Below are 18,971 nucleotides of genomic sequence, written 5' to 3' on the forward strand. Positions count from 1 at the left end.
TCGTTGGGATAAGCCAATAGATAATCTTGCTACAGGCAGAAAGGTTTTAGCCTAGTTCATTTTTCTTTACATAGTTTGATTTTATTGTGCCAACTTACTTACTAAGCTTTTGGCTCACTTTCAACCAAGGAAGACTGTACAATGATAAATCACTTTTATTTATGGAATTCAAAATAAAAAGTAATTGCTTCTATGCTGGAAGGTCTTTAAAGTGGAGTTAGCCGGTCAACAATTAGTTGATTGTAAAGTTTTTCTTAACAATAGCTTAGGGAAACGAACTCAAGGACTTTGTATATTCAAGTGTCAGTTTAAAATATTACGCCTGTGGTAATCTCTAACAAATCAGAATACGCACTTCTAGCCCTGTTAGAGTTAGCAACCTGCTACCCTAAGGGTGAAGCGCTGCAAATTCGAGAAATAGCGGTCTTACAAGACATACCAAACCGCTATTTGGAACAACTTCTGGCAACATTAAGACGTGGAGGTTTAATTAAGAGTATACGCGGAGCCAAAGGTGGCTATGTTTTGGCACGAGACCCTGGAAAGATTACAGTGTTAGATGCTTTTAGCTGCATGGAAGGGTCAGATATTGTTGTATCTGATTCTGAGCCGACTCCCAACACGGTAGAAGGTGAACTAATTCAGGAAGTCTGGCAAGAAGCACGTCAGGCTGCTAATTCTGTTTTGGAAAAATATACACTCCAAGACCTTTGTGAACGAAGATCGCTAAGAAAGCAGAAGGAACTCATGTATTACATTTAGAAAGGGTGAAGTGGGAAAATTTTCATCCTTTATCTTGAATTGATAGTCATTTCAGCTTTAACCATATTTAGCACATCTGGATGTTACATGTAGATATGCAGTAATTTCAAGTAAGTAAGCAGAAAATTCTTAGTATGATATCAAGTCTGGGTAATTAGTTACAATTCCCACAGTGATTTCACCCTTCCCTTTAGCCTACGGTGTCTACACAAGTAATAAAAATCTAGCTTGATGAGGCTTTGCTCGTTCCCTTTCCATACACCGTATGGGAATGCATTCATTGAGGCTCTGGCTAAATGTATCACTAGAGTCAGAGCCTCTAATCTGCTATTTCTATACAGAGCAAGGGGAGTAGAGACAAAGTATAGCTTTAGCAAGGTGGCTTTTTGTCGATTTAGTAAATAATCAGACGGACATAATATAAAATATTTTTGACAAAAAATACAGTCGAAAGAAGAAAATTTTGAGTAACTAGTCAGTTGAACCATACCTCAAGCAAGATAGTTTTCAAAAATTTGCTATCTCAATTGTCTAGTTAGACGTTTTTTGTGATGTAATCCTTATTAATATTAATAACCAGACAACCTGTGAGGCTGTTATATGCCTGAAGTTAATTCTCAACAGCCCATAAATACTGCCGCTACTCTTGTGGAGAGTTATGCAGCAGGAAAACGGGACTTTAGTAAAGCAGAACTGGATGATGCCGATTTGCAAGGCATTAACTTGAAAGGATGTGACCTGAGTTATGCTGACTTGAGTGAAGCTAACCTAAGTGGCGCTAATCTCAGGGGAACCGACCTGAGTTTCGCCGATCTCGAACAAGCTAATCTGAGGGATGCTGATCTTAGGGGAGCATTGTTGATGTCAGCGAATCTTCGCCAAGCCGATCTCAAAGGAGCAAAGCTGGAAAAAGCAGACTACGATCGCAGCACCCATTTTCCCCAAGATTTCGACCCAGTGAAAGCTGGTATGCAAATAAAAGTTGAAGATTAATTTAACAATATAACCAGTTCAAAAGAGAAGAATATTGCCCTCCTACCTCCTTCAACGATCCTACTTGCCTCAAGATAGAAGATATTTTTGCTAAAAGAGTTGTATTTTGGTGAAAAAGCCTATCTATGAGGTTGACAATGGAGGCAAAAAGTGGAACCATCAACCGACGCGCACCACTAATTACTGCTGGGATTTTTCTTGGTGTGGGTCTTGGGGGGTTTATTGATGGAATTTTACTGCATCAGATCCTCCAGTGGCATCACATGCTTAGTAGCATTCGACCTCTGACAAACAGAGCGAATATAGATTTGAACATGGTATGGGATGGGTTCTTTCATACCTTAGATTGGGTATTCACCGCCACTGGACTTGTGTTACTATGGCGTGCTGGACGGCGTGATGATGTTCCTTGGTCATCACAGACCTTTATTGGATCAATACTGATTGGTAGTGGGTTGTTCGACTTGGTTGAAGGTTTAATTGACCACCAAATTCTCGGTGTCCATCATGTGAAACCAGGCCCAAATGAGTTAGCTTGGGATCTAGGATTTCTGGCATTCGGTGCGCTACTTGTTGTTATCGGCTGGATAATGATAAAAAAGGAATCAAGAGTCATTAGTCATTAGTTATTGGGCATTGGGCATTGGGCATTGGGCATTGGGCATTGGTTAATAATCATAGTTCTTCTCCCCCTGCCTCCCCCACTCCCCACTCCCCACTCCACTCCTCCCCACTCCCCACTCCCCCTCTATGCCTACAGATACTTTTGAAAAAACTAGCTGGAGTTGGCAGCTTTCCCAATTTCAACAACAAGCGGGAGAATGGTGGGAATACCAGTTTTACCGCTTTGAGAAAACTCTACCAGAATTGCCTAATGAATGGTCGATTAGCCCTTGGTTAGGTGAGTTGCTGAAATTTCTGTTTTGGCTGGTAATTGGCTTATTTGTAGTTTGGGTGGGTTGGCAATTATGGCGGGAATTCAGCCCTTATGTATATTCTTGGCTGAATAGAAGTGGCAACCTGACTGATTTTCGTGCAAAAACTCGCTCTAGTGAGGCATCCATAGCACTTTTGTTGGAGCGATCGCAAGAATTTTATCGTCAAGGTAACTACCGTGAGGCTTGCCGTTGTGTTTATTTAGCAATGTTGCAGCAGTTGCATCAAAAAGCGATCGCACCCCACAAACTCAGCCGTACAGATGGAGAATATCTGCAATTGCTGCGATCGGCTGTGACTCCCATACAGCCTTATGAAACTTTAATTACCACTCACGAGCAATTATGTTTTGGGAATGCCGAGATTTTGCCAGACAATTATGAGCAGTGTCGGCAAGCTTATCGGGAAATTTCCCCAGAATGAAGAGAACGTGGGGTTAGGGATACTAGAAGCATAGATAGCTAAAAAAACAATAATTTTAAGGAAAATTAATAAATAAAGTAAGGAAAAGCGAGAGACAGGCACAAAGACTTATCCTCGCTTTATGATTACCTAAGCTGTGAGAGTTGCGATCGCCTTGTCTACAGCTTGCAAGGCAGTGTTTACTTCCGCCTCTGTGACAATTAGCGGTGGCACAAATCGGACTACTTTTGGCCCGGCTGGTACCAGTAATACACCCTCTTTGATGGCAGCATTGACGATATCTGCTGCGGTTAATTGGATATCGGCTCGCAACTCCAAACCGTTGATTAAACCCCAACCCCGAACTTCGCCAATTTGCTGAGGATATTTCGCTGCGATCGCTCTCAACCCAGATCGCAACTGTTCACCCCTGTCTTGCACATTCTGCAAAATATTTTCCCGTTCCAATGTCTGGCAAACACTGAGTGCTACACCACACACAAAAGGATTGCCGCCAAAGGTGCTGGCGTGTTCCCCTGGCTGAAAAACATCGCAGAATTTCTTGCTCATCATTGCACCGATGGGGATACCGCCACCTAAGCCTTTGGCACTGGTGAAGATATCCGGCTCAACGCCAAGATGTTCATAAGCCCATAATTTGCCACTGCGCCCCATACCAACTTGCACTTCGTCAAAAATCAATAAAATGCCAGTTTCATCGCAAATCTGCCGGAGCTTTTTGAAATAAGCAACATCTCCCGGACGCACACCGCCTTCTCCCTGCAATGGCTCAATCAGAATTGCCGCTACCCGGTAATCACCTTCATCCAACTCGCTAATCGCCACTTCCACAGCGTTAATATCGTTGTAATTTACGTAGTAGAACCCAGGAACCAAAGGATCAAAATACTTTTGATATTTCGGTTGTCCTGTAGCGGTAACGGTGGCCAAAGTCCGCCCGTGGAAACTGGCATTGGCGGTTAAAATAATTGGTTTTTCAATGTCTAATACTGTGTGGGCATATTTCCGCGCCAGTTTAATTGCAGCTTCGTTAGCTTCAGCTCCAGAGTTGCAGAAAAATACGCGATCGGCACAAGAATGTTCAACAAGCCATTTTGCCAATTCACCTTGTTCAGGAATATAGTACAAATTAGAGACATGGTGCAGCTTCTGAATTTGGCGTGTTACCGCTTCTACCATAACTGGGTGGGCGTGTCCCAAAGTGCAAGTGGCAATTCCCGCTACAAAGTCCAGATATTCTCGTCCCTGTGTATCCCAAACCCGGCATCCAGCACCCCGTTCTAGAGCTAAAGGAAACCGACCGTAGGTAGACATGACAGCTTCATTGAAGCTATCTGCATCAAAGGGACTAGATGCTGACCCTGAATCTGGGGGGATGGTGGCTTGTTCAACGAGAGTTTGTAGGCTCACTACCGCTCCTCCTGAAAGTTTTTCATTATATAGTTATTTACTAGTTTCCTAGAAATCCCTAAAAAATACTTTTTATTTAGCACAATTCGCACTTCTTCTTAGACTAACGCTTATATAACCTTGGCGGTGGTGAAAAAACTTTGGACTTTAACACTTGTGCAAGAGTCTGAGCGATAGCCAATTTGCATAGATGCAGCCCAAACTAGGCATCGCAAGTCTTGGGTAAAGTCTAGAGATTTTTCTCACTGATGTTCAAGCCTGACTAGTCAAATATTTCTAAGATACAAGGTTGGGTGCAGCGATCGCATAACCCAACATAAATAAGGTGGTAATGTTGGGTTGCGTTTCACTCCACCCAACCTACTAGCACGGCTGCAAACCCTCTCCCTTGCTCCATGCCCCCCTGCGATCTCAATGTGCAAATTAAATGCTTAACAGCTTACGTCTAATGCACTATTTTAGTCTTGCCACGCTACTACGACGGTATATGTTTTTACCGGAGTCTCTAGTTATGGTGTCCGCTAAAAGTGTATTCCCGCCATACTATGCTAAATCTGAGTGCTAGACAAAAACATTACCACCAACTACTAGATTTGTCGCGGTGAAATTATCTAAAGTTGCGAAGGTGTAAAAAGAATAATAACCAAGGACTTGAACTAGTGTAGAAGTACCCGATTGCACAAATTGTAGATTGCCATCTAAGATGGGGTTGCTACTACTGTAGCCCCGACTCTTAAACAGGTCAGTAAAGACTAACTTATCCTGGCTCGGATCAAAGTCAGTGATTGTATCATCGGAATCGCTCAAGGTTTGATAGATGAACTGGTCATAACCGCTCCCGCCAGTCAAGTTATCGCTACCTGAACCACCAATAAGAATATCATTGCCAGCACCACCAAGAAGGCTATCATTTCCAGCACCACCGAGAAGGCTATCATTACCTAGACTGCCAAGCAGGGTGTCGTTACCTTCACCACCCCGTAGTAGGTCGTTGCCACTCTTGCCATCAATGCGGTCATTTCCCCCTTGACCATTAATAAAATCAGCTGAGTTGTCAAAGCCATTGACATTGTTGTTTAGGTCATTAAAAAAGGTGACTGTATTTTTGTTGAAGATGGTGCTTTGGGTAGAGTTGGCATTAAAGACATCAAAGCTGTCACGAATTTTGGTTTGCCCATCACACAGGATATTGCCCAGAGTTGATAGGTTGTCTAGGTTTTCTAAGGCAAAGTTTTGCAGAATAATTTTGTCATCAGCCACCCCTTCAAAAGTAACTTCCAGATTATTACCATTCTGGGTAAGTAGTAAATTTCGGGCAGTCAATCCAGCCCCTTGAAATTTCAGGGTATCCAATTCGCCAATGATTGCTGCTGATGGATTTGAGCCTTTACCTAATCCACCAAAATCGGTAATGGTATCAACACCGTCACCTAAGTTGTAAACAAATTTATCCTTGCCACCGCCACCAGTTAAAATATCGTTGCCTTGATTACCTGCAATAATGTCGTTCCCAGCTTTAGCATAAATTATGTCAGCGTAGTTGTTTCCCACTAGATTATCAGCGCCACTAGTTCCGATCAAACCGTTGAACTCTAATGCACCAATATCAACTTTACCCTCAGATATTCTGTCAAATCCCATGCCGCGCTGGTCTGTTATAATACCTGCCGGAATCAGGGCATTGTTACCAGCGTTAATGGCGGGACTATCTTCAAATAAGGCATGGGTAAGGGTTGTACCACCGTTATTTTGCAATGGGCTAAATTTGGGATCGATTGGGTTGGTGCTGTTGCCAACGATACTGCTACTGCTAGTAAAACCAGTGCTACCAGTGTTATCCCCAATCAGGTTATTACCATCATCTATGAAGTCGCCGGAAACGTCGGGGTTGATATCACCGCCATAAAGATTCCTGTTGTTGAAGTTGCCTGCAATGATGGTGTTCCCAACGTTGATAGTCCCGCCACCAGAAACACCTCCACCAGTGCCGCCCCCCCAGTTGTAAAGGTCTTCTGCGGTGTTATTAGTAATCGTGGTGCTGTTCAGATTGAGGATGCCTGAGCTAGAGATGCCGCCGCCGTTCCCTCCACTTGCCTTATTGCCAGAGACAGTACTGCTGGTGATGTTCAAGATACCTGAGTTAGATATGCCACCTCCAGAGAGTGCTGAATTACCAGAGATAGTAGTATTACTCAAGCTGACACTGCCAGAGTTAAAGATGCCGCCACCGTAGGACGGGTAAGGGTCAGGCCCACCGCGATTAAGACCACTGGCAAAAGCCCCATTACCAGAGATAGTGCTTCCTATTATGCTGAGAGTACCTATGTTGAATATGCCACCACCGAAGGCTGAGGAGTAACTGATAGATGCACTATTACCAGAGACAATGCTTTTAGTAATGCTGAGGTTGCCTTTGTTAAATATGCCTCCGCCGAAGGATGAACCACTGTTATTAGAGACAGTGCTGTTAGTGAGGCTGAGATTACCTTTGTTAAAGATGCCGCCTACTGTTCCCTTGTTGCCAGAGACGATGCTTCCTGTCAAGTTGAGGCTAGTATTGTTATTAACCAAAATACTGCCAAACGCATCGTTAGCATTAGCAATCTTCAAGCCATCAATGTTGGCATCTGTCCCTGTTCCTGATATTTCAAACACGCCAGAGGCATTATTTCCACTCACGGTAAGGTTTACTGCCCCAGTCCCCAAAAGGGTAATATCATCGGTAATTGTTAGTTTATCGGTGGTGAGGGTGATGATATCTGGAGTGGCATCACTAAAAACTCCTGCAAAGGTAATAATATCTGCCCCAGCAGTAGCATTAGCATTGAGGATAGCTTGCCGCAACGATCCATCTCCAGAATCGTTGGTATTAGTGACGACTAAATCATTGGCTGCGATCGCTACTGTGGCGGTATAATTCACATTATCGATTTGGTAAGTCGAATCTGCTGCCAAGCTGAGAGTCAGATTTTCCGCCGCTTCTGCCTGAATATCGTTGACAGGTTTCAGGGTGATATCTACATAGCTTTGCCCATTAGCAATCACGATACTGTTGCCGTTGACAGGTTTGCCACCCACACTTAGGTTGTAGTCTGCAATACTCGCATTGCCATTAACAGAGAAGTTGACTGTTAATGCCCCACTGCTGTTACTGCGGCTAACGCGGTAACTACCAATATTCCCACTGTTTTCATCGGCAATGTTATCAGTTGCGATGATGCTGATGGTAGGGACGAGGGGATTGGGATTATCAGGTGGCGTAATTATACTAGGCTGGACTTCATAAGCACCAATATCAACTGCAACGCCGGATATCCTGTCGAATCCAGCGCTTCTTTGATCGGTAGTTACACCAGGAGGAACTAGGGAATTATTGCCAGCATTAAGAGCGGGGCTATCTGCAAGTAAGGCGTGAGTAAAAGTTGCACCACCGTTATTTTGCAGCGAACCGAGTTTTGGGTCAATGGGGGTGGCGGTTGTGCCAATGAGAGTGCTGGTGGTAAAGCCAATACTACCAGTAGCATCGCCAATCAAGTTATTGCCAAAGTCAGTGACGCTACCGGACACGTCAGGTTGTATATCACCGGCAGGGGACTTATCAAAGTTGTCTGCAATGATGGTGTTACTAACTTTCATGGGACTACCATAGCTGGCAACACCCCCACCATTACCAACACCATTGCTATCTGAGTCGGCTGTGTTGTTAGTAATTGTGGTGTTGATCAGAGTGAGATTGTCAGTATTTGTGTAGCTGCCGCCATTAAATATACCACCGCCTTCGTCATTGGCTGTATTGCCTGAGATGGTGCTGTTAGTTAGAGTAGCTGAACCACCAAAATAACTACCATCATTTGCGTTAACGACACCACCACCGTTATAGTTTGCCTTATTACCAGAGACAGTACTTGCTATGAGGTTGAGAGTACCGCCTTTGTTGTATATACCGCCACCATAGTTTGCTGTATTGCCAGAGACAGTACTTGCCGTTAGGCTAAGATTACCAGTGTTTGCAGTGGAACCGTCATTATAGATGCCACCACCGAAGTCACCCGTATTGCTAAAGACACGACTTCCTCTAAGGCTGAGGATGCCACCGTTATAGATTCCGCCTTTGGTATTACCAAAGATACTGCTTCCTTTAAGGCTGAGGATGCCGTTATTAGAGATGCCGCTTTCCTCTGTATTGCCAGAAACACTGCTTCTTGTCAGGCTGAGGATGGAATTTGAATTGACTTGAATACCGCCGCTAGCGATCGCCAAACCATCAATACTAACACCTGTCGCTGTTCCCGATATCTCGAATACTCTAGAAGTATTATTCCCACTCACAGTAAGTTTGGATGCGCCAGTTCCCAGGATAGTAACATCATGGGTAATGGTTAGTTTTCCAGAGGTGAGGGTTATTACATCTGGGGTAGCATCAGTAAAAATTTTCCCAAAGGCGATCGTATCATCCCCAGCAGTAGCATTAGCTAAGTTAATAGCCTCCCGTAAAGTAGTGACATGATTATTCGGATTCCCATCATCTGCATCCCCGGTACTATCTACCGTAAAGGTTGCCAGGACTCCTGCGTAAGCTTCCCGCGCCGTTTCTGTAAACGCTAAAGTTACTTCCATATCACCGGTGCGGACTTCCAAATCCCAATTACCGCCTAGTGCTGCATTGCCTGTAAGCTGACGGGAAGCGGCAATATTGGCTCCTGTAAGTTGGTGCAGTTTGGCAATAAATTCTGCCCCTGCATCACCGTCAGCTACGTTACAACCATAGATGAGTAATTTAGCTGGAGATTCTGTAGCAGATTCAACCGATAACCCAGCGGTTTTTGATGAGGCGGTAAATATCTTCTGCCACTGTTGTAATTGCTGAGTATATTCATCAAGGGTATCAAGCCCCAAGCGGGTGTTACCCAGTTGCAAGCTACCAGGAACACCGTGGCAAATAATATGAATGCTGCTGAGATTCTGGTTAGCACGAGTTGCCAAAACCTCCGTAATTTGCTCAACACCGTTCTGTGTTGGATCGATTACGAACACATCAGTGTTGGAAATAACACCTTTGACCAAACTCTGATAGTCTTTCACAGCCATGTCGATAAAGACCAAGCTGCGTGTGTAATGTATGGGAATTAAGGAATTTACTTGGAAGTATGGAGTACGTAGCGTTGCCATTTTTTTACTTCAAGCTAAGGTTTAAGGTTATGAGGTCAACTCAAACTGACTGAAGCCTTGTCATTACGAGTTTTTACACAATTAATAACAGTAATAGGGAATTATTTTTACTATTAATTTCTTTCTTATCGTCACGCAAGTTGCTGCTTTTGTAAAGCAATGCAAGTATATAGTTTTACTAAATTGCTAAAGTCACTAAGCTAGAAAACATCTAAACAAAACTAAACATAACTCTTGTCGTGTGGGCAACGTCAGCGCCCTAATGATGGAAGTTCAAGTTCAATGTGGGACAGCTTACTATCCTTGCTGAGTCCCTTCGAAACATAGTATGTATGGCTGTCGTCGCTATCGGCGGAATCGAAAATAAGACTATAGGGAATGAAATAGCAGATTCAGTCTTGAGAATTTTGGAGTTTTACCCAGATTCATCGAGCCGTTACTGAATAAGTCTTTAAGCTAAGTAACTCGTTAGAAGCGTTCTTATTCAGTAGCAAGTGGTCAATTTTATGCACTACTAATTACTCTTGAGTCGTTGCTGAAGACATCAATGATTATATTGATTTACTCCCAGTTACTTGTCTTAATTTTATACATATCTCAAAGATTATGCGAATTATACATATTTTGAACCACGTTCAAGAAATAGGTAACGGTATTGTGAATGTGGCAGTTGATCTGGCTTGCTTACAGGCAAAATCTGGTTATGAGGTAGCGGTTATTTCTGCTGGTGGTGAATATGAGAAATTACTAAATATCTGTGGTGTCAAACACTACCAACTAGACCAAACTAGAAAATCGATCAGTATTGTCAAAGCGGCTGTACGTTACCGGGCGATCGCAGCAGAATTTCAGCCAGATATTGTTCATGCTCACATGATGACGGGGGTAATCTTAGCACGTATTTTTCAAGGAAATAAATATACTTTAGTTTCCACAGTCCACAATGAATTTCAGCGTTCCAGTCTGCTGATGGGTTTAGCTGACAGAGTAATTGCTGTCAGCAAGGCGGTGCGAGATTCTATGGCAAAACGTGGTATCCCAGAAAACAAGTTACGGGTAGTATGCAACGGAACTTTGGGCAGCCCCCGCACCCGGCAAATACAAGATTATCAACCTTTAGAGTTACAACGTCCAGCGATCGCTACTGTAGCCGGTATGTATCAACGCAAAGGTATCGCTGAGTTAATCGCTGCTTTTGAACAAATTGCCCCAGATTTTCCCCAAGCGCATCTTTATTTGGTAGGAAATGGCCCTGATAAACAGCTATTTGAGGCACAAGCACAAGCAACTTCTGTAAAAGAACGGATTCATTTTGAAGGCTTCCAGCCGCAACCTCAATGCTACCTGATATCTTGTGACATATTTGTGTTAGCTTCTCATCGCGATCCTTGCCCTCTAGTACTTTCGGAAGCTAGGGAAGCTGGGACTGCGATCGTTGGTACTCAAGTAGATGGGATTCCTGAAGCTTTGGATAATGGACAAGCAGGTCTTTTAGTGCCAGCAAAAGATAGTAATGCTTTAGCTGGGGTTTTAGTGCAATTACTGAGTAATGCCGATATGCTGCATGAGTGGAAAAATCGGGCAAATCAAAACCTACAGTGGTTAAGTGTTGCCCGCGTTCATCAGGAAACATTAGCAGTGTATCGTGAGTTAATTACAGATTAAAGGGAATGGGGAATGGGGAATTGGGAATTGGGAATTGGGAATTGAATATTAGACACTAATTAATAGTTCTTCTTCCTCTGCTCCCCTACCTCCCCTACTCCCCTCATACCCAGTTCCCAGTCACAAAGGATGATAGAAAGCGTTAATAGTGTAGCGATCGCTTTAATTTTAAAGCTACACCTAAAGCACCAAGGGCCAGTAAACCCAAAACGTTAGTTGATTCAGGAATGGCAGTGTAATAAGATGCGACTCTAATAGGCCCATCTTTATCTGTTTGCTCTGCTGGTATTGGTGGAATGATTCCAGCACCTGGGGCTAGATTTGGTAGTGTAGCAAAGGGATTGTAAAACAGGCTTCCGTTTCGGATTACGCCACCCCTAAAAGTGATAGTACTGCCACTGATGGTAATGTCTGTAAAAATATCCTTTAGATCGGGGTTATTAGACAAACCGATCTTTCCATCTCCATTTACATCTCCCCACTCCACAGGCTCATTATCAAATGGTGGAGTCGAATCGGGATTAGTATAGGACAGCGTTTTTAAATCAAAGACTAAGCTTTCGATATCGTATCCGGTGTTATTTAGAAAGTTATTAGCTACATCTGGAACACCATATTCTATTACTTGCCCTGGTTGAAAATCTGTAAGGATTCTTGGCTTCTTCGTGTTGAATATATCTTCATTCACACTCGTTACAATGGGTTCTACCAAGATAACGGCTCTCGCTGGTGTCAAACACAAAAAACTAATTCCTGCTGCTCCTAGAAGAGACAAGGCTAATTTGGTTACGGTTGTAGTCATATTTCTGTCCTCTTCATATTGATTGAGAGAATGCTATATTGCGTGAGTTAAATCAAACAGCAAAACCTCACTTTTGAACTGCTATCTATTTGCTAGATAAATAGCGGTTAATGTGTGTCTGCTCAGTGAGTTTACATATACTCGTATGTTGATTTATAAAGCAATTCTTGTAATGCTTTATCACAATAACTAGTAATTTCACGCAATCTTTATCAAAAATCTAAATTAGAAGTTATTGGTTGACAAATTAAACGGTATATGTGTGTAAAAAACGCGTTAACGCGATCTGCCAACGAAAAAACTTGCTGGTAGATCGCGTTAATTTAAATTTCACTGTCTAGGGTGTTAAAAAATTTAATCCCTATCCGTAATGGAAATGAGTTTTTTCGTAAATCCACGTAACCGGATTAACACTGGCTTTGCCCAATTTCCACCAAGCAAATCGTGCAGTAGGATATAAAAACAGGGGATGATAAATAATGTCAGCATCGTTGCGATCGACATCCCAAAGAAAACTACAATCCCTAAAGGTTGCAAAAACTCAGAACCTTCACCAATGCCTAATGCTAAAGGGAACAGTCCCAATATAGTTGTGACTGTGGTCATGATAATTGGGCGCAAGCGTTGAGGAGCAGCTTTCATGATCGCAATTTGGCGAGTACAACCAACTTCATCCCGAATTTGGTTCGCCAGTTCTACCATGAGAATCCCTGCGTTCACCACAATTCCCACCAGCAGGACGACACCAACAATTACAGTTGCGCCAATTGCAGTTTGGGTAATGTAAAGTCCAAAAATTCCCCCAGCTAATGCCAGTGGTACGGTGAACATAATTACCAATGGGTCAATCAGCGAATTGTATTGTACCGCCATGACTACAAAGATTAAGAACGTCGCCAACGCCCCCAAAGTTTTTAAAGCATCTTGAAGTTGTTGATTAGTTTCTTGGGCAGAACTAGGCACAATTGAAACGCCATCAGGTAAGTCTACATCCTTGAGTACCTCATTGACTTCTGCGATCGCTTCACCAAGACTAGCTCCCTCGCTGAGATTGCCTGCCACAATAAAAGCTTGGCGCTGATTAATCCGTTGCACCTCACCAGGCGCTTGACCTTCTTGAATATTCGCAACATCTGAAAGGCGGATTAGCTGATTGTTTTCTGTAAATAGTGGTAATTGCTCTAGTTGGGAAGGACGCTGAATGGCTTCTTTATTTAGCTGTACCCGCACATCAACTAAACGATTACCACGTTGAATTTGCGTGGGAACTGAACCTTCAATTGCTGTTTGAACTGTTGCACCAATTTGTTGAGCGCTCAATCCTAAAGCCGAAACCCTTTCCCAGTCAGGGCGAATTTGGATTTCCGGTTGTCGGGGGTCGGCATCTGGTCGGAATGTTGCTAATTTTGCTCTTTCCTGTAATGCTTGCAGTACTTGAGCGCCTGCTTGCGTTAAGTTTTCTTCATTCTCACCTTGCAGAATCACGTCAACTTCTGACCCTTGCACTGGGGAATTACTCAAGATTAAACCCCGCACCTGACCAGGATTGAGGCGCAGCAGAATTCCTGCTAAATTGAGTTTGTTAAATTCCTGAGTTACTTTTTTGACGAAGGCTTCGACATCTGTGCCTGGTTTTAAATTGATGGTGCTACTGGCACGTAAAGGATTCTCTGTAGTATTGCTACCAAACAAAGAACCACCCACAGTTGTGAAAGCAGACTCGGTTTCTGGTTGTTTGAGCAAAATGTCATCGACAATTTGCATAACTTTCTCAGAAGTTGCTAAAGGTGTACCAGGAGGAAACTGCGCTCTCAAGTTAGCTTGACCAGTACTGATGCGGGGTAAAATTTCTTGGGGAATTTGACCAAACATAAAGAAGCTACTGCCGCCTAAAATTACCAAAGCAGCAGTTACTACAAGGAGACGATAGCGTAAAACCTTGGTTAAGAAGTTACTATATCCCCGCGTAGCATCTTCAAATCGGTGATTAAACTGTCTAAGCAGCCAAAATTCACTGATTCGACTAGACCAGCGAATTCCCAAGAGTCGAGAAGACAGCATCGGCACTACTGTAATGGCGACGACAAGGGAAGCTGCGACTGCGAAGCTAATTGTCAGAATCAGTTCATTAAATAGCAGTGCAATAAAGCCACCAATTAAGAGGAATGGCACTACAGAAACTAAGTTAGCACCTGTAGCAGCAACTAAAGCAGATTCTACTTCTTGGGAAGCTGCGATCGCACTGTCAATAAAAAATCTTGAATTTCTCCTCTGCCCCTCTGCCTCCATCTCTTTTTGATTGGGAGTCATCCCTGTTTTTTCGGAAATGTTCTCCAAAATCACAACCGATGTATCAATTGCTTGACCGACTCCTAATGTCAGACCTGCCAAACTAAAAACATTCAAGGTTAAACCAAATATTCTCATTAAAGCGATCGCTGCCAGAGTACACAGAGGAATCGTCAAACTGATAATAAATGTTTGCCTGAACGATCCCAAAAATAACAACACTGCTGCTGCTGCTAACAATGCCCCAGAAATCCCCGAAAAGATGACATCATTTAAAGAATTGCGGATAAAGACAGATTCATCTGTGGTAGGACTCAAAGTCATGTCTGCTGGAATTAAACCCGATTGCCGTAATTGTTCAATTCGCCGTTTAACAGCATCTACTACTGTGATTGTGTTAGCTTCAGGCTGCTTTTGGATTGAAAATTTCACCGCAGGCTGACGATTCAGGTAAACAAATACTCGCTGGTCTTCTGTATCATCAATTACCTCTGCAAAGTCTCGCAAATAAACGCGGCGGGAAGGTGCAGGGGAGGTAGAGGAGGTAGAGGAAGTAGAGGAAGCAGGAGAAGAAACTTCCAAAGAAAGGTTTTCAATTTCCTTGGCATTTTGGAAGCGCCCTACAGTCCGAGTCAATGGCTCGGAATTTTGCCCCAGAATCCGACCACCAGAAGTATCTTGGTTACGGGCTGTTAATTCATCTAAAACATCATTTAACCCGACACCCAAAGCTTGCAATCGGTTTAAGTCAACAAGCACTCGTACTTCTTCCTCTGCACCACCAGATACATCAACTGAGGCTACTCCTGGCACGACACTGAGTTCACGCGTTAACTCCTCATCAGCAAATACGCGTAAATCTTTACCTTGTAAAGAAGCAGATGTCAGTGCCAATTCATAAACTGGCAGTTGAGAGGGATCGACTTTAAATAAGCGCGGCTCCTCTATCGTATCTGGCAGTTGCCCCCGACCTCGGTTAAAAGCAGCAGTAGCATCGTTTAGGGCTTGGTCTATATTGCCCCCTGGTTGAAAGTATAAATCGAGACTTACCTGTCCCTCACGAGTGCGGGAAAAAACTTGCACTACATTCTCGGTTGCTGCTAAAGCTTCTTCTAAAGGTCTGGTGATTTCATCTACTGCTACTTCTGGTGAAATACCAGGGGCTTCTAACCGAACCCCTATTCGGGGATAGGTAATTGATGGTAGAAGATCGACTTGGATCGTTGTGAGAAAAAATACCCCAATGACAATTACTGCCACAGTGAGCATGAGTGTGCCAATGTGTTGGCGGATAGCGATCGCACTAAGGCTAAATCCGCCATTGCCATTATTATTTGCCTGTTGCATGATACTAAGTGATAAGGTCTGGTTACTGAGTGCTTTTTTTGCTCGTATGGTGGCTATTGCTCACCCTACTATTGCTTTTCTGAAAGAATTGAAAGACTTACAGTGTCACCTTCTTTTAACGGCTTACCACTACGAACAACATAGCGCTCTCCAGCTTGCAAACCGGATAAAATTTCCACTCTCCCATCAGACTTTTTTCCAAACATTACGGCTCGTGTTGTTACCTTCGTTTTGCCTTCTGTGTCTTTGACGACCAATATTGTCCCACTTCGATCTTGTGATTTTGCCTCTGCCATAACAGATGTGTTAGGTGGGGAAGAGTCCTGCCGTACATTTGTTTGCATCTCCCCTGTACTCTTGGAGTTGTTGCTCCCTACTTGTTTCTGAATAGCTGTTTGCGGTACGACTACACGCTGTTGAGTCTGGTTTTCAAAGTTGACTCGTGCCAGCAGCCCACTGCCAATCTTGCCTTGAGCGTTGGGAATCACTACCTCTACAGGTATTAAGCGAGCAGTAGCATCGGCAGCTGGAGAAATCCGTGTAACTCTCCCAATTAATGCTTCCTTGGGAAAGGCATCTAAGCGCACTTGTACAGACTGTCCAACCTGAATTTGTGCCAGTTCTAATTCAGAAACTTGCACAACGACTTTGACACGGTTAAAATCGCCAATTTTTACGACTTCATTACCTGCTTGCAGAAGATTGCCTGGTTCTGTCACCTTTTCTGTAACTATGCCAGTGATGGGAGATGTCAGCCGAGCGTAAGACCTGCGTTCTTTAGTTTGGGCAACCAATGCCTGCTGGGCCAATACTCTACCTTGAGCAGCGGCAACGGTTTGCTGTTCTGTACGGACTTGCTCTTGAGCTGCGCGCAGTGCCTGAGCTGCTGTTTTGGCCTGGGTACGTGCTTGTTGGGCAGTTTGTTCAGCGATCGCTCCGGCTTTAAATAACCTCTGTTGCCGTTCGGAATCAGCCTGAGCTTGTACCACTTCTAGCCGCGCCCTTTCAACATCAGCACGGGCATTGCTTACCTGATTGTTTGTCCTGGCTACTTCTGATTTCAGGGCTGCTAGTTCTGCTTCTGCTTGCTTTAATTCAGTCGAAAGTATGGCATCATCTAACTGCCCGACGTTTTGCCCAAGCTTTACTCTATCGCCCACATCAAGGTTCAAGGCTAACAAGCGACCTTCTACCTGCGATCGCAGTGATACGATGCGGAAGGGTGTTGTATTACCTGTATATTCTGGTGATTTTTGCAGCAAGTCAGTTCTAGCGATCGCCACGTCTACAGGTGTTACCCGACTACGTTCTTTATCACCAGGACTCTGAGATTGTGCATCTGCTGATTCTTTGGGCGACGAACCGCAACTCGCCGTCATCAATCCTATAGCTACAAAACAGGAAATTAATAAACTTCTTACATAAGTGGAGGAAAAAAAGGAATTTTCGCCTTTAGCTTTGCCACCTGTTGCACAAGTACTTTTTGCAAGAAGTCTACTTTTGAAATCTGCGGTCGCCACCTCAGTTTTCACAACTGAATCTAACTGGATAATTATTAGTTGGTTCGCGACTACGGGATCTTTCATTTTCACCTGTTTGTGCGGCTCATTTTTTTCCAAAATCATCTGTTTTTCTCCTATTGGGGAGCTTTTGGGGTTAAACAGCCGTGTTTTACCAAGTAATTTTGAGAGATATCATTAACAAAAAACGGCGAGAATGAAGAATAAGCTGTATGACAGTAATTTTTGATTCAAAAACTACTGTTTTCCCACAAAAGTCCAAAACTTCTCACCGTTCTACTTCTTACGCAGAGGTAGATAATCTTCTTGCAGTTAACAAATTATAAACTTTAGTATAAATATTTGTCATTTTTCTGGAATCTACCCAGAGGAGAAACCTGGCTTTTTCCTAAGATATGAAGCTTTTTTGCTGAATATCATAATTTGGGCAGTATTACAATAATTACCCTTGTTTTTACCTAATCAATTTATTCTACTATAACTAGCTGGAATTACAGTATTTAGTATTTTATTAAGAATATTAAAGATTTATTGCTTAATCTTGCCTATAATGTAATGGAAAACACTATTTCTTCTTACCCCCTTGCGTAATATGGCAAGAAATAGGGCGACAAATACTACAGCAACAACAGGTAAGAATGAACTTTTTTACCAGAAATATATTTGTATTAGGTGAGGAAGGTAAGGCGTGACATCTCAGTTTAAAACTGCACCAACCACTGATGAATCCCAGATTTCCGAATTTTTCCAGGAATCAGCAGGTAAATGGCGATCGCAACGACGCTACTACACCCTACCGAAGGGAGAAACTAAGGAGATTGAGAGTATCGTTACGATCAATTTTTTAGAGCAGGGCTGTGATGAATTACAAAACCTAGCTCAGATGCACGATTTGGCTGATACAAAGAGTTTAATCTGTGGTGCAGCAGTTGTCTGGGAAAGTACGGATGTGCTAAAGACCAAGAAAGAATCGCAAGGTTCAACAATATTTGGAGTGATGGGAAATACCTTGTATCGCGATCGCGGTTTTGCTATATCTAAACCAGTCACTGCCCAGTATTATTTCTCCAACCCAAAAATACTGTGTTTGCGAACTGAATACAACGGTTCAGTGTTTGAAGAAGAGTTAAAGCTAATTGGCAGTAAATACCGCACCAGACAGACTATTATCTCTCGTGCTGGTGAACAGTTGATGATTGGTCAATATTTAGAAAATAGAATAGAGAGTTAGTTTATCAAGAAGGGGAAGGGGGAAGGGGGAAAGGGGAAGGGGGAAAGGGTAAGTTTTTTAGAATCTCAAAAATAGTTGAGAAAATTCTCAATTGTTTAACGTGGTTTGGTCGTTTCAGGATTTAAGCATCGGCTGAAATAGGCAAAAAATGACCAAATACAAAATACCTACCCTTGAAAGAAAAGGGGAATTAGGTAAAAACCTCGCCCGCAAGTGGCGCGACCTGTTCATCCCTTTCCCCTTTCCCCTTTCCCCCTTTTTTTATCGGGTGCGGCTGGCTATAGTCTCACCCGTTTTGGAACTACCTAGCACCTAGCTATCAACTTGCAATATAACTTTTTATAACAGTTTTTCAAACTTTCCCCCAGAAAGTTAGTCGCTATGTAAAAATGGGAGGTGAAATGAGAATTAATTCGGCGACAGT

At 43.2% G+C, this 18,971-nt stretch carries 12 protein-coding genes; 7 read left to right on the forward strand and 5 right to left on the reverse strand.

What is annotated here, in order from left to right; translation table 11 throughout:
• Positions 1 to 324: 324 nt before the first annotated feature.
• From IQ274_RS17590 to IQ274_RS17605, 4 genes are all read left to right on the forward strand, one after another.
• On the forward strand, positions 325 to 762 hold the full coding sequence (locus IQ274_RS17590; RefSeq protein ID WP_012411254.1) for an RrF2 family transcriptional regulator: 438 nt from the start codon (positions 325 to 327) through the stop codon (positions 760 to 762).
• A 600-nt stretch (positions 763 to 1,362) separates the two neighbouring features.
• On the forward strand, positions 1,363 to 1,755 hold the full coding sequence (locus IQ274_RS17595) for a pentapeptide repeat-containing protein (RefSeq protein ID WP_163939268.1): 393 nt from the start codon (positions 1,363 to 1,365) through the stop codon (positions 1,753 to 1,755).
• Positions 1,756 to 1,892: 137 nt separating this feature from the next.
• Positions 1,893 to 2,381 (forward strand): DUF2243 domain-containing protein, encoded by a 489-nt coding sequence (locus tag IQ274_RS17600; RefSeq protein ID WP_163939266.1) that lies wholly within the window; start codon positions 1,893 to 1,895, stop codon positions 2,379 to 2,381.
• A gap of 124 nt (positions 2,382 to 2,505) precedes the next feature.
• Positions 2,506 to 3,114, forward strand: coding sequence for a DUF4129 domain-containing protein (locus tag IQ274_RS17605; protein WP_163935733.1), 609 nt, complete (start codon positions 2,506 to 2,508; stop codon positions 3,112 to 3,114).
• A gap of 129 nt (positions 3,115 to 3,243) precedes the next feature.
• On the opposite strand, the gene IQ274_RS17610 is transcribed toward IQ274_RS17605, so the two are convergent.
• Together IQ274_RS17610 and IQ274_RS17615 are read right to left on the reverse strand one after the other, a co-directional pair.
• Positions 3,244 to 4,524 (reverse strand): aspartate aminotransferase family protein, encoded by a 1,281-nt coding sequence (locus IQ274_RS17610; protein ID WP_194142997.1) that lies wholly within the window; start codon positions 4,522 to 4,524, stop codon positions 3,244 to 3,246.
• Between the two features lie 561 nt (positions 4,525 to 5,085).
• The gene (locus IQ274_RS17615; protein WP_194142998.1) at positions 5,086 to 9,693 is read right to left on the reverse strand and encodes a DUF4347 domain-containing protein; all 4,608 of its coding nucleotides are present in this window, start codon (positions 9,691 to 9,693) and stop codon (positions 5,086 to 5,088) included.
• Between the two features lie 606 nt (positions 9,694 to 10,299).
• Between IQ274_RS17615 and IQ274_RS17620 the strand changes: the two genes are divergently transcribed.
• Complete coding sequence (locus tag IQ274_RS17620; RefSeq protein WP_194142999.1) at positions 10,300 to 11,358, forward strand: glycosyltransferase family 4 protein; 1,059 nt, start codon at positions 10,300 to 10,302, stop codon at positions 11,356 to 11,358.
• Between the two features lie 142 nt (positions 11,359 to 11,500).
• On the opposite strand, the gene IQ274_RS17625 is transcribed toward IQ274_RS17620, so the two are convergent.
• The 3 genes from IQ274_RS17625 to IQ274_RS17635 all read right to left on the reverse strand — a co-directional run bounded on the left by IQ274_RS17625 (position 11,501) and on the right by IQ274_RS17635 (position 17,421).
• Entirely contained in the window at positions 11,501 to 12,160 is a 660-nt protein-coding gene (locus IQ274_RS17625) for a hypothetical protein (protein ID WP_163935721.1), read from the reverse strand.
• 354 nt (positions 12,161 to 12,514) lie between these two features.
• Positions 12,515 to 15,796 carry an efflux RND transporter permease subunit gene (locus IQ274_RS17630; RefSeq protein WP_194143000.1) on the reverse strand — a complete coding sequence of 1,094 codons (3,282 nt, stop codon included), beginning with the start codon at positions 15,794 to 15,796 and terminating at the stop codon, positions 12,515 to 12,517.
• Positions 15,797 to 15,864: 68 nt separating this feature from the next.
• Positions 15,865 to 17,421, reverse strand: coding sequence for an efflux RND transporter periplasmic adaptor subunit (locus IQ274_RS17635; RefSeq protein ID WP_194143001.1), 1,557 nt, complete (start codon positions 17,419 to 17,421; stop codon positions 15,865 to 15,867).
• A 583-nt stretch (positions 17,422 to 18,004) separates the two neighbouring features.
• Here IQ274_RS17635 and IQ274_RS17640 point away from each other — a divergent pair.
• Positions 18,005 to 18,547 (forward strand): phycobiliprotein lyase, encoded by a 543-nt coding sequence (locus IQ274_RS17640; protein ID WP_163935712.1) that lies wholly within the window; start codon positions 18,005 to 18,007, stop codon positions 18,545 to 18,547.
• 148 nt (positions 18,548 to 18,695) lie between these two features.
• On the forward strand, positions 18,696 to 18,863 hold the full coding sequence (locus IQ274_RS17645; RefSeq protein WP_163935593.1) for a hypothetical protein: 168 nt from the start codon (positions 18,696 to 18,698) through the stop codon (positions 18,861 to 18,863).
• The last annotated feature ends 108 nt before the right edge of the window (positions 18,864 to 18,971 follow it).

The sequence above is a fragment of the Nostoc sp. LEGE 12447 genome, from assembly GCF_015206985.1.
In the GTDB taxonomy this organism is placed as follows: Bacteria; Cyanobacteriota; Cyanobacteriia; order Cyanobacteriales; family Nostocaceae; genus Nostoc.

Coding starts and splice junctions, on each gene's coding strand:
- IQ274_RS17595 (WP_163939268.1), top strand. CDS start 1,363: ATGCCTGAAGTTAATTCTCAACAGCCCATAAATACTGCCGCTACTCTT.
- IQ274_RS17600 (WP_163939266.1), top strand. CDS start 1,893: ATGGAGGCAAAAAGTGGAACCATCAACCGACGCGCACCACTAATTACT.
- IQ274_RS17605 (WP_163935733.1), top strand. CDS start 2,506: ATGCCTACAGATACTTTTGAAAAAACTAGCTGGAGTTGGCAGCTTTCC.
- IQ274_RS17615 (WP_194142998.1), bottom strand. CDS start 9,693: ATGGCAACGCTACGTACTCCATACTTCCAAGTAAATTCCTTAATTCCC.
- IQ274_RS17620 (WP_194142999.1), top strand. CDS start 10,300: ATGCGAATTATACATATTTTGAACCACGTTCAAGAAATAGGTAACGGT.
- IQ274_RS17625 (WP_163935721.1), bottom strand. CDS start 12,160: ATGACTACAACCGTAACCAAATTAGCCTTGTCTCTTCTAGGAGCAGCA.
- IQ274_RS17630 (WP_194143000.1), bottom strand. CDS start 15,796: ATGCAACAGGCAAATAATAATGGCAATGGCGGATTTAGCCTTAGTGCG.
- IQ274_RS17635 (WP_194143001.1), bottom strand. CDS start 17,421: ATGATTTTGGAAAAAAATGAGCCGCACAAACAGGTGAAAATGAAAGAT.
- IQ274_RS17645 (WP_163935593.1), top strand. CDS start 18,696: ATGACCAAATACAAAATACCTACCCTTGAAAGAAAAGGGGAATTAGGT.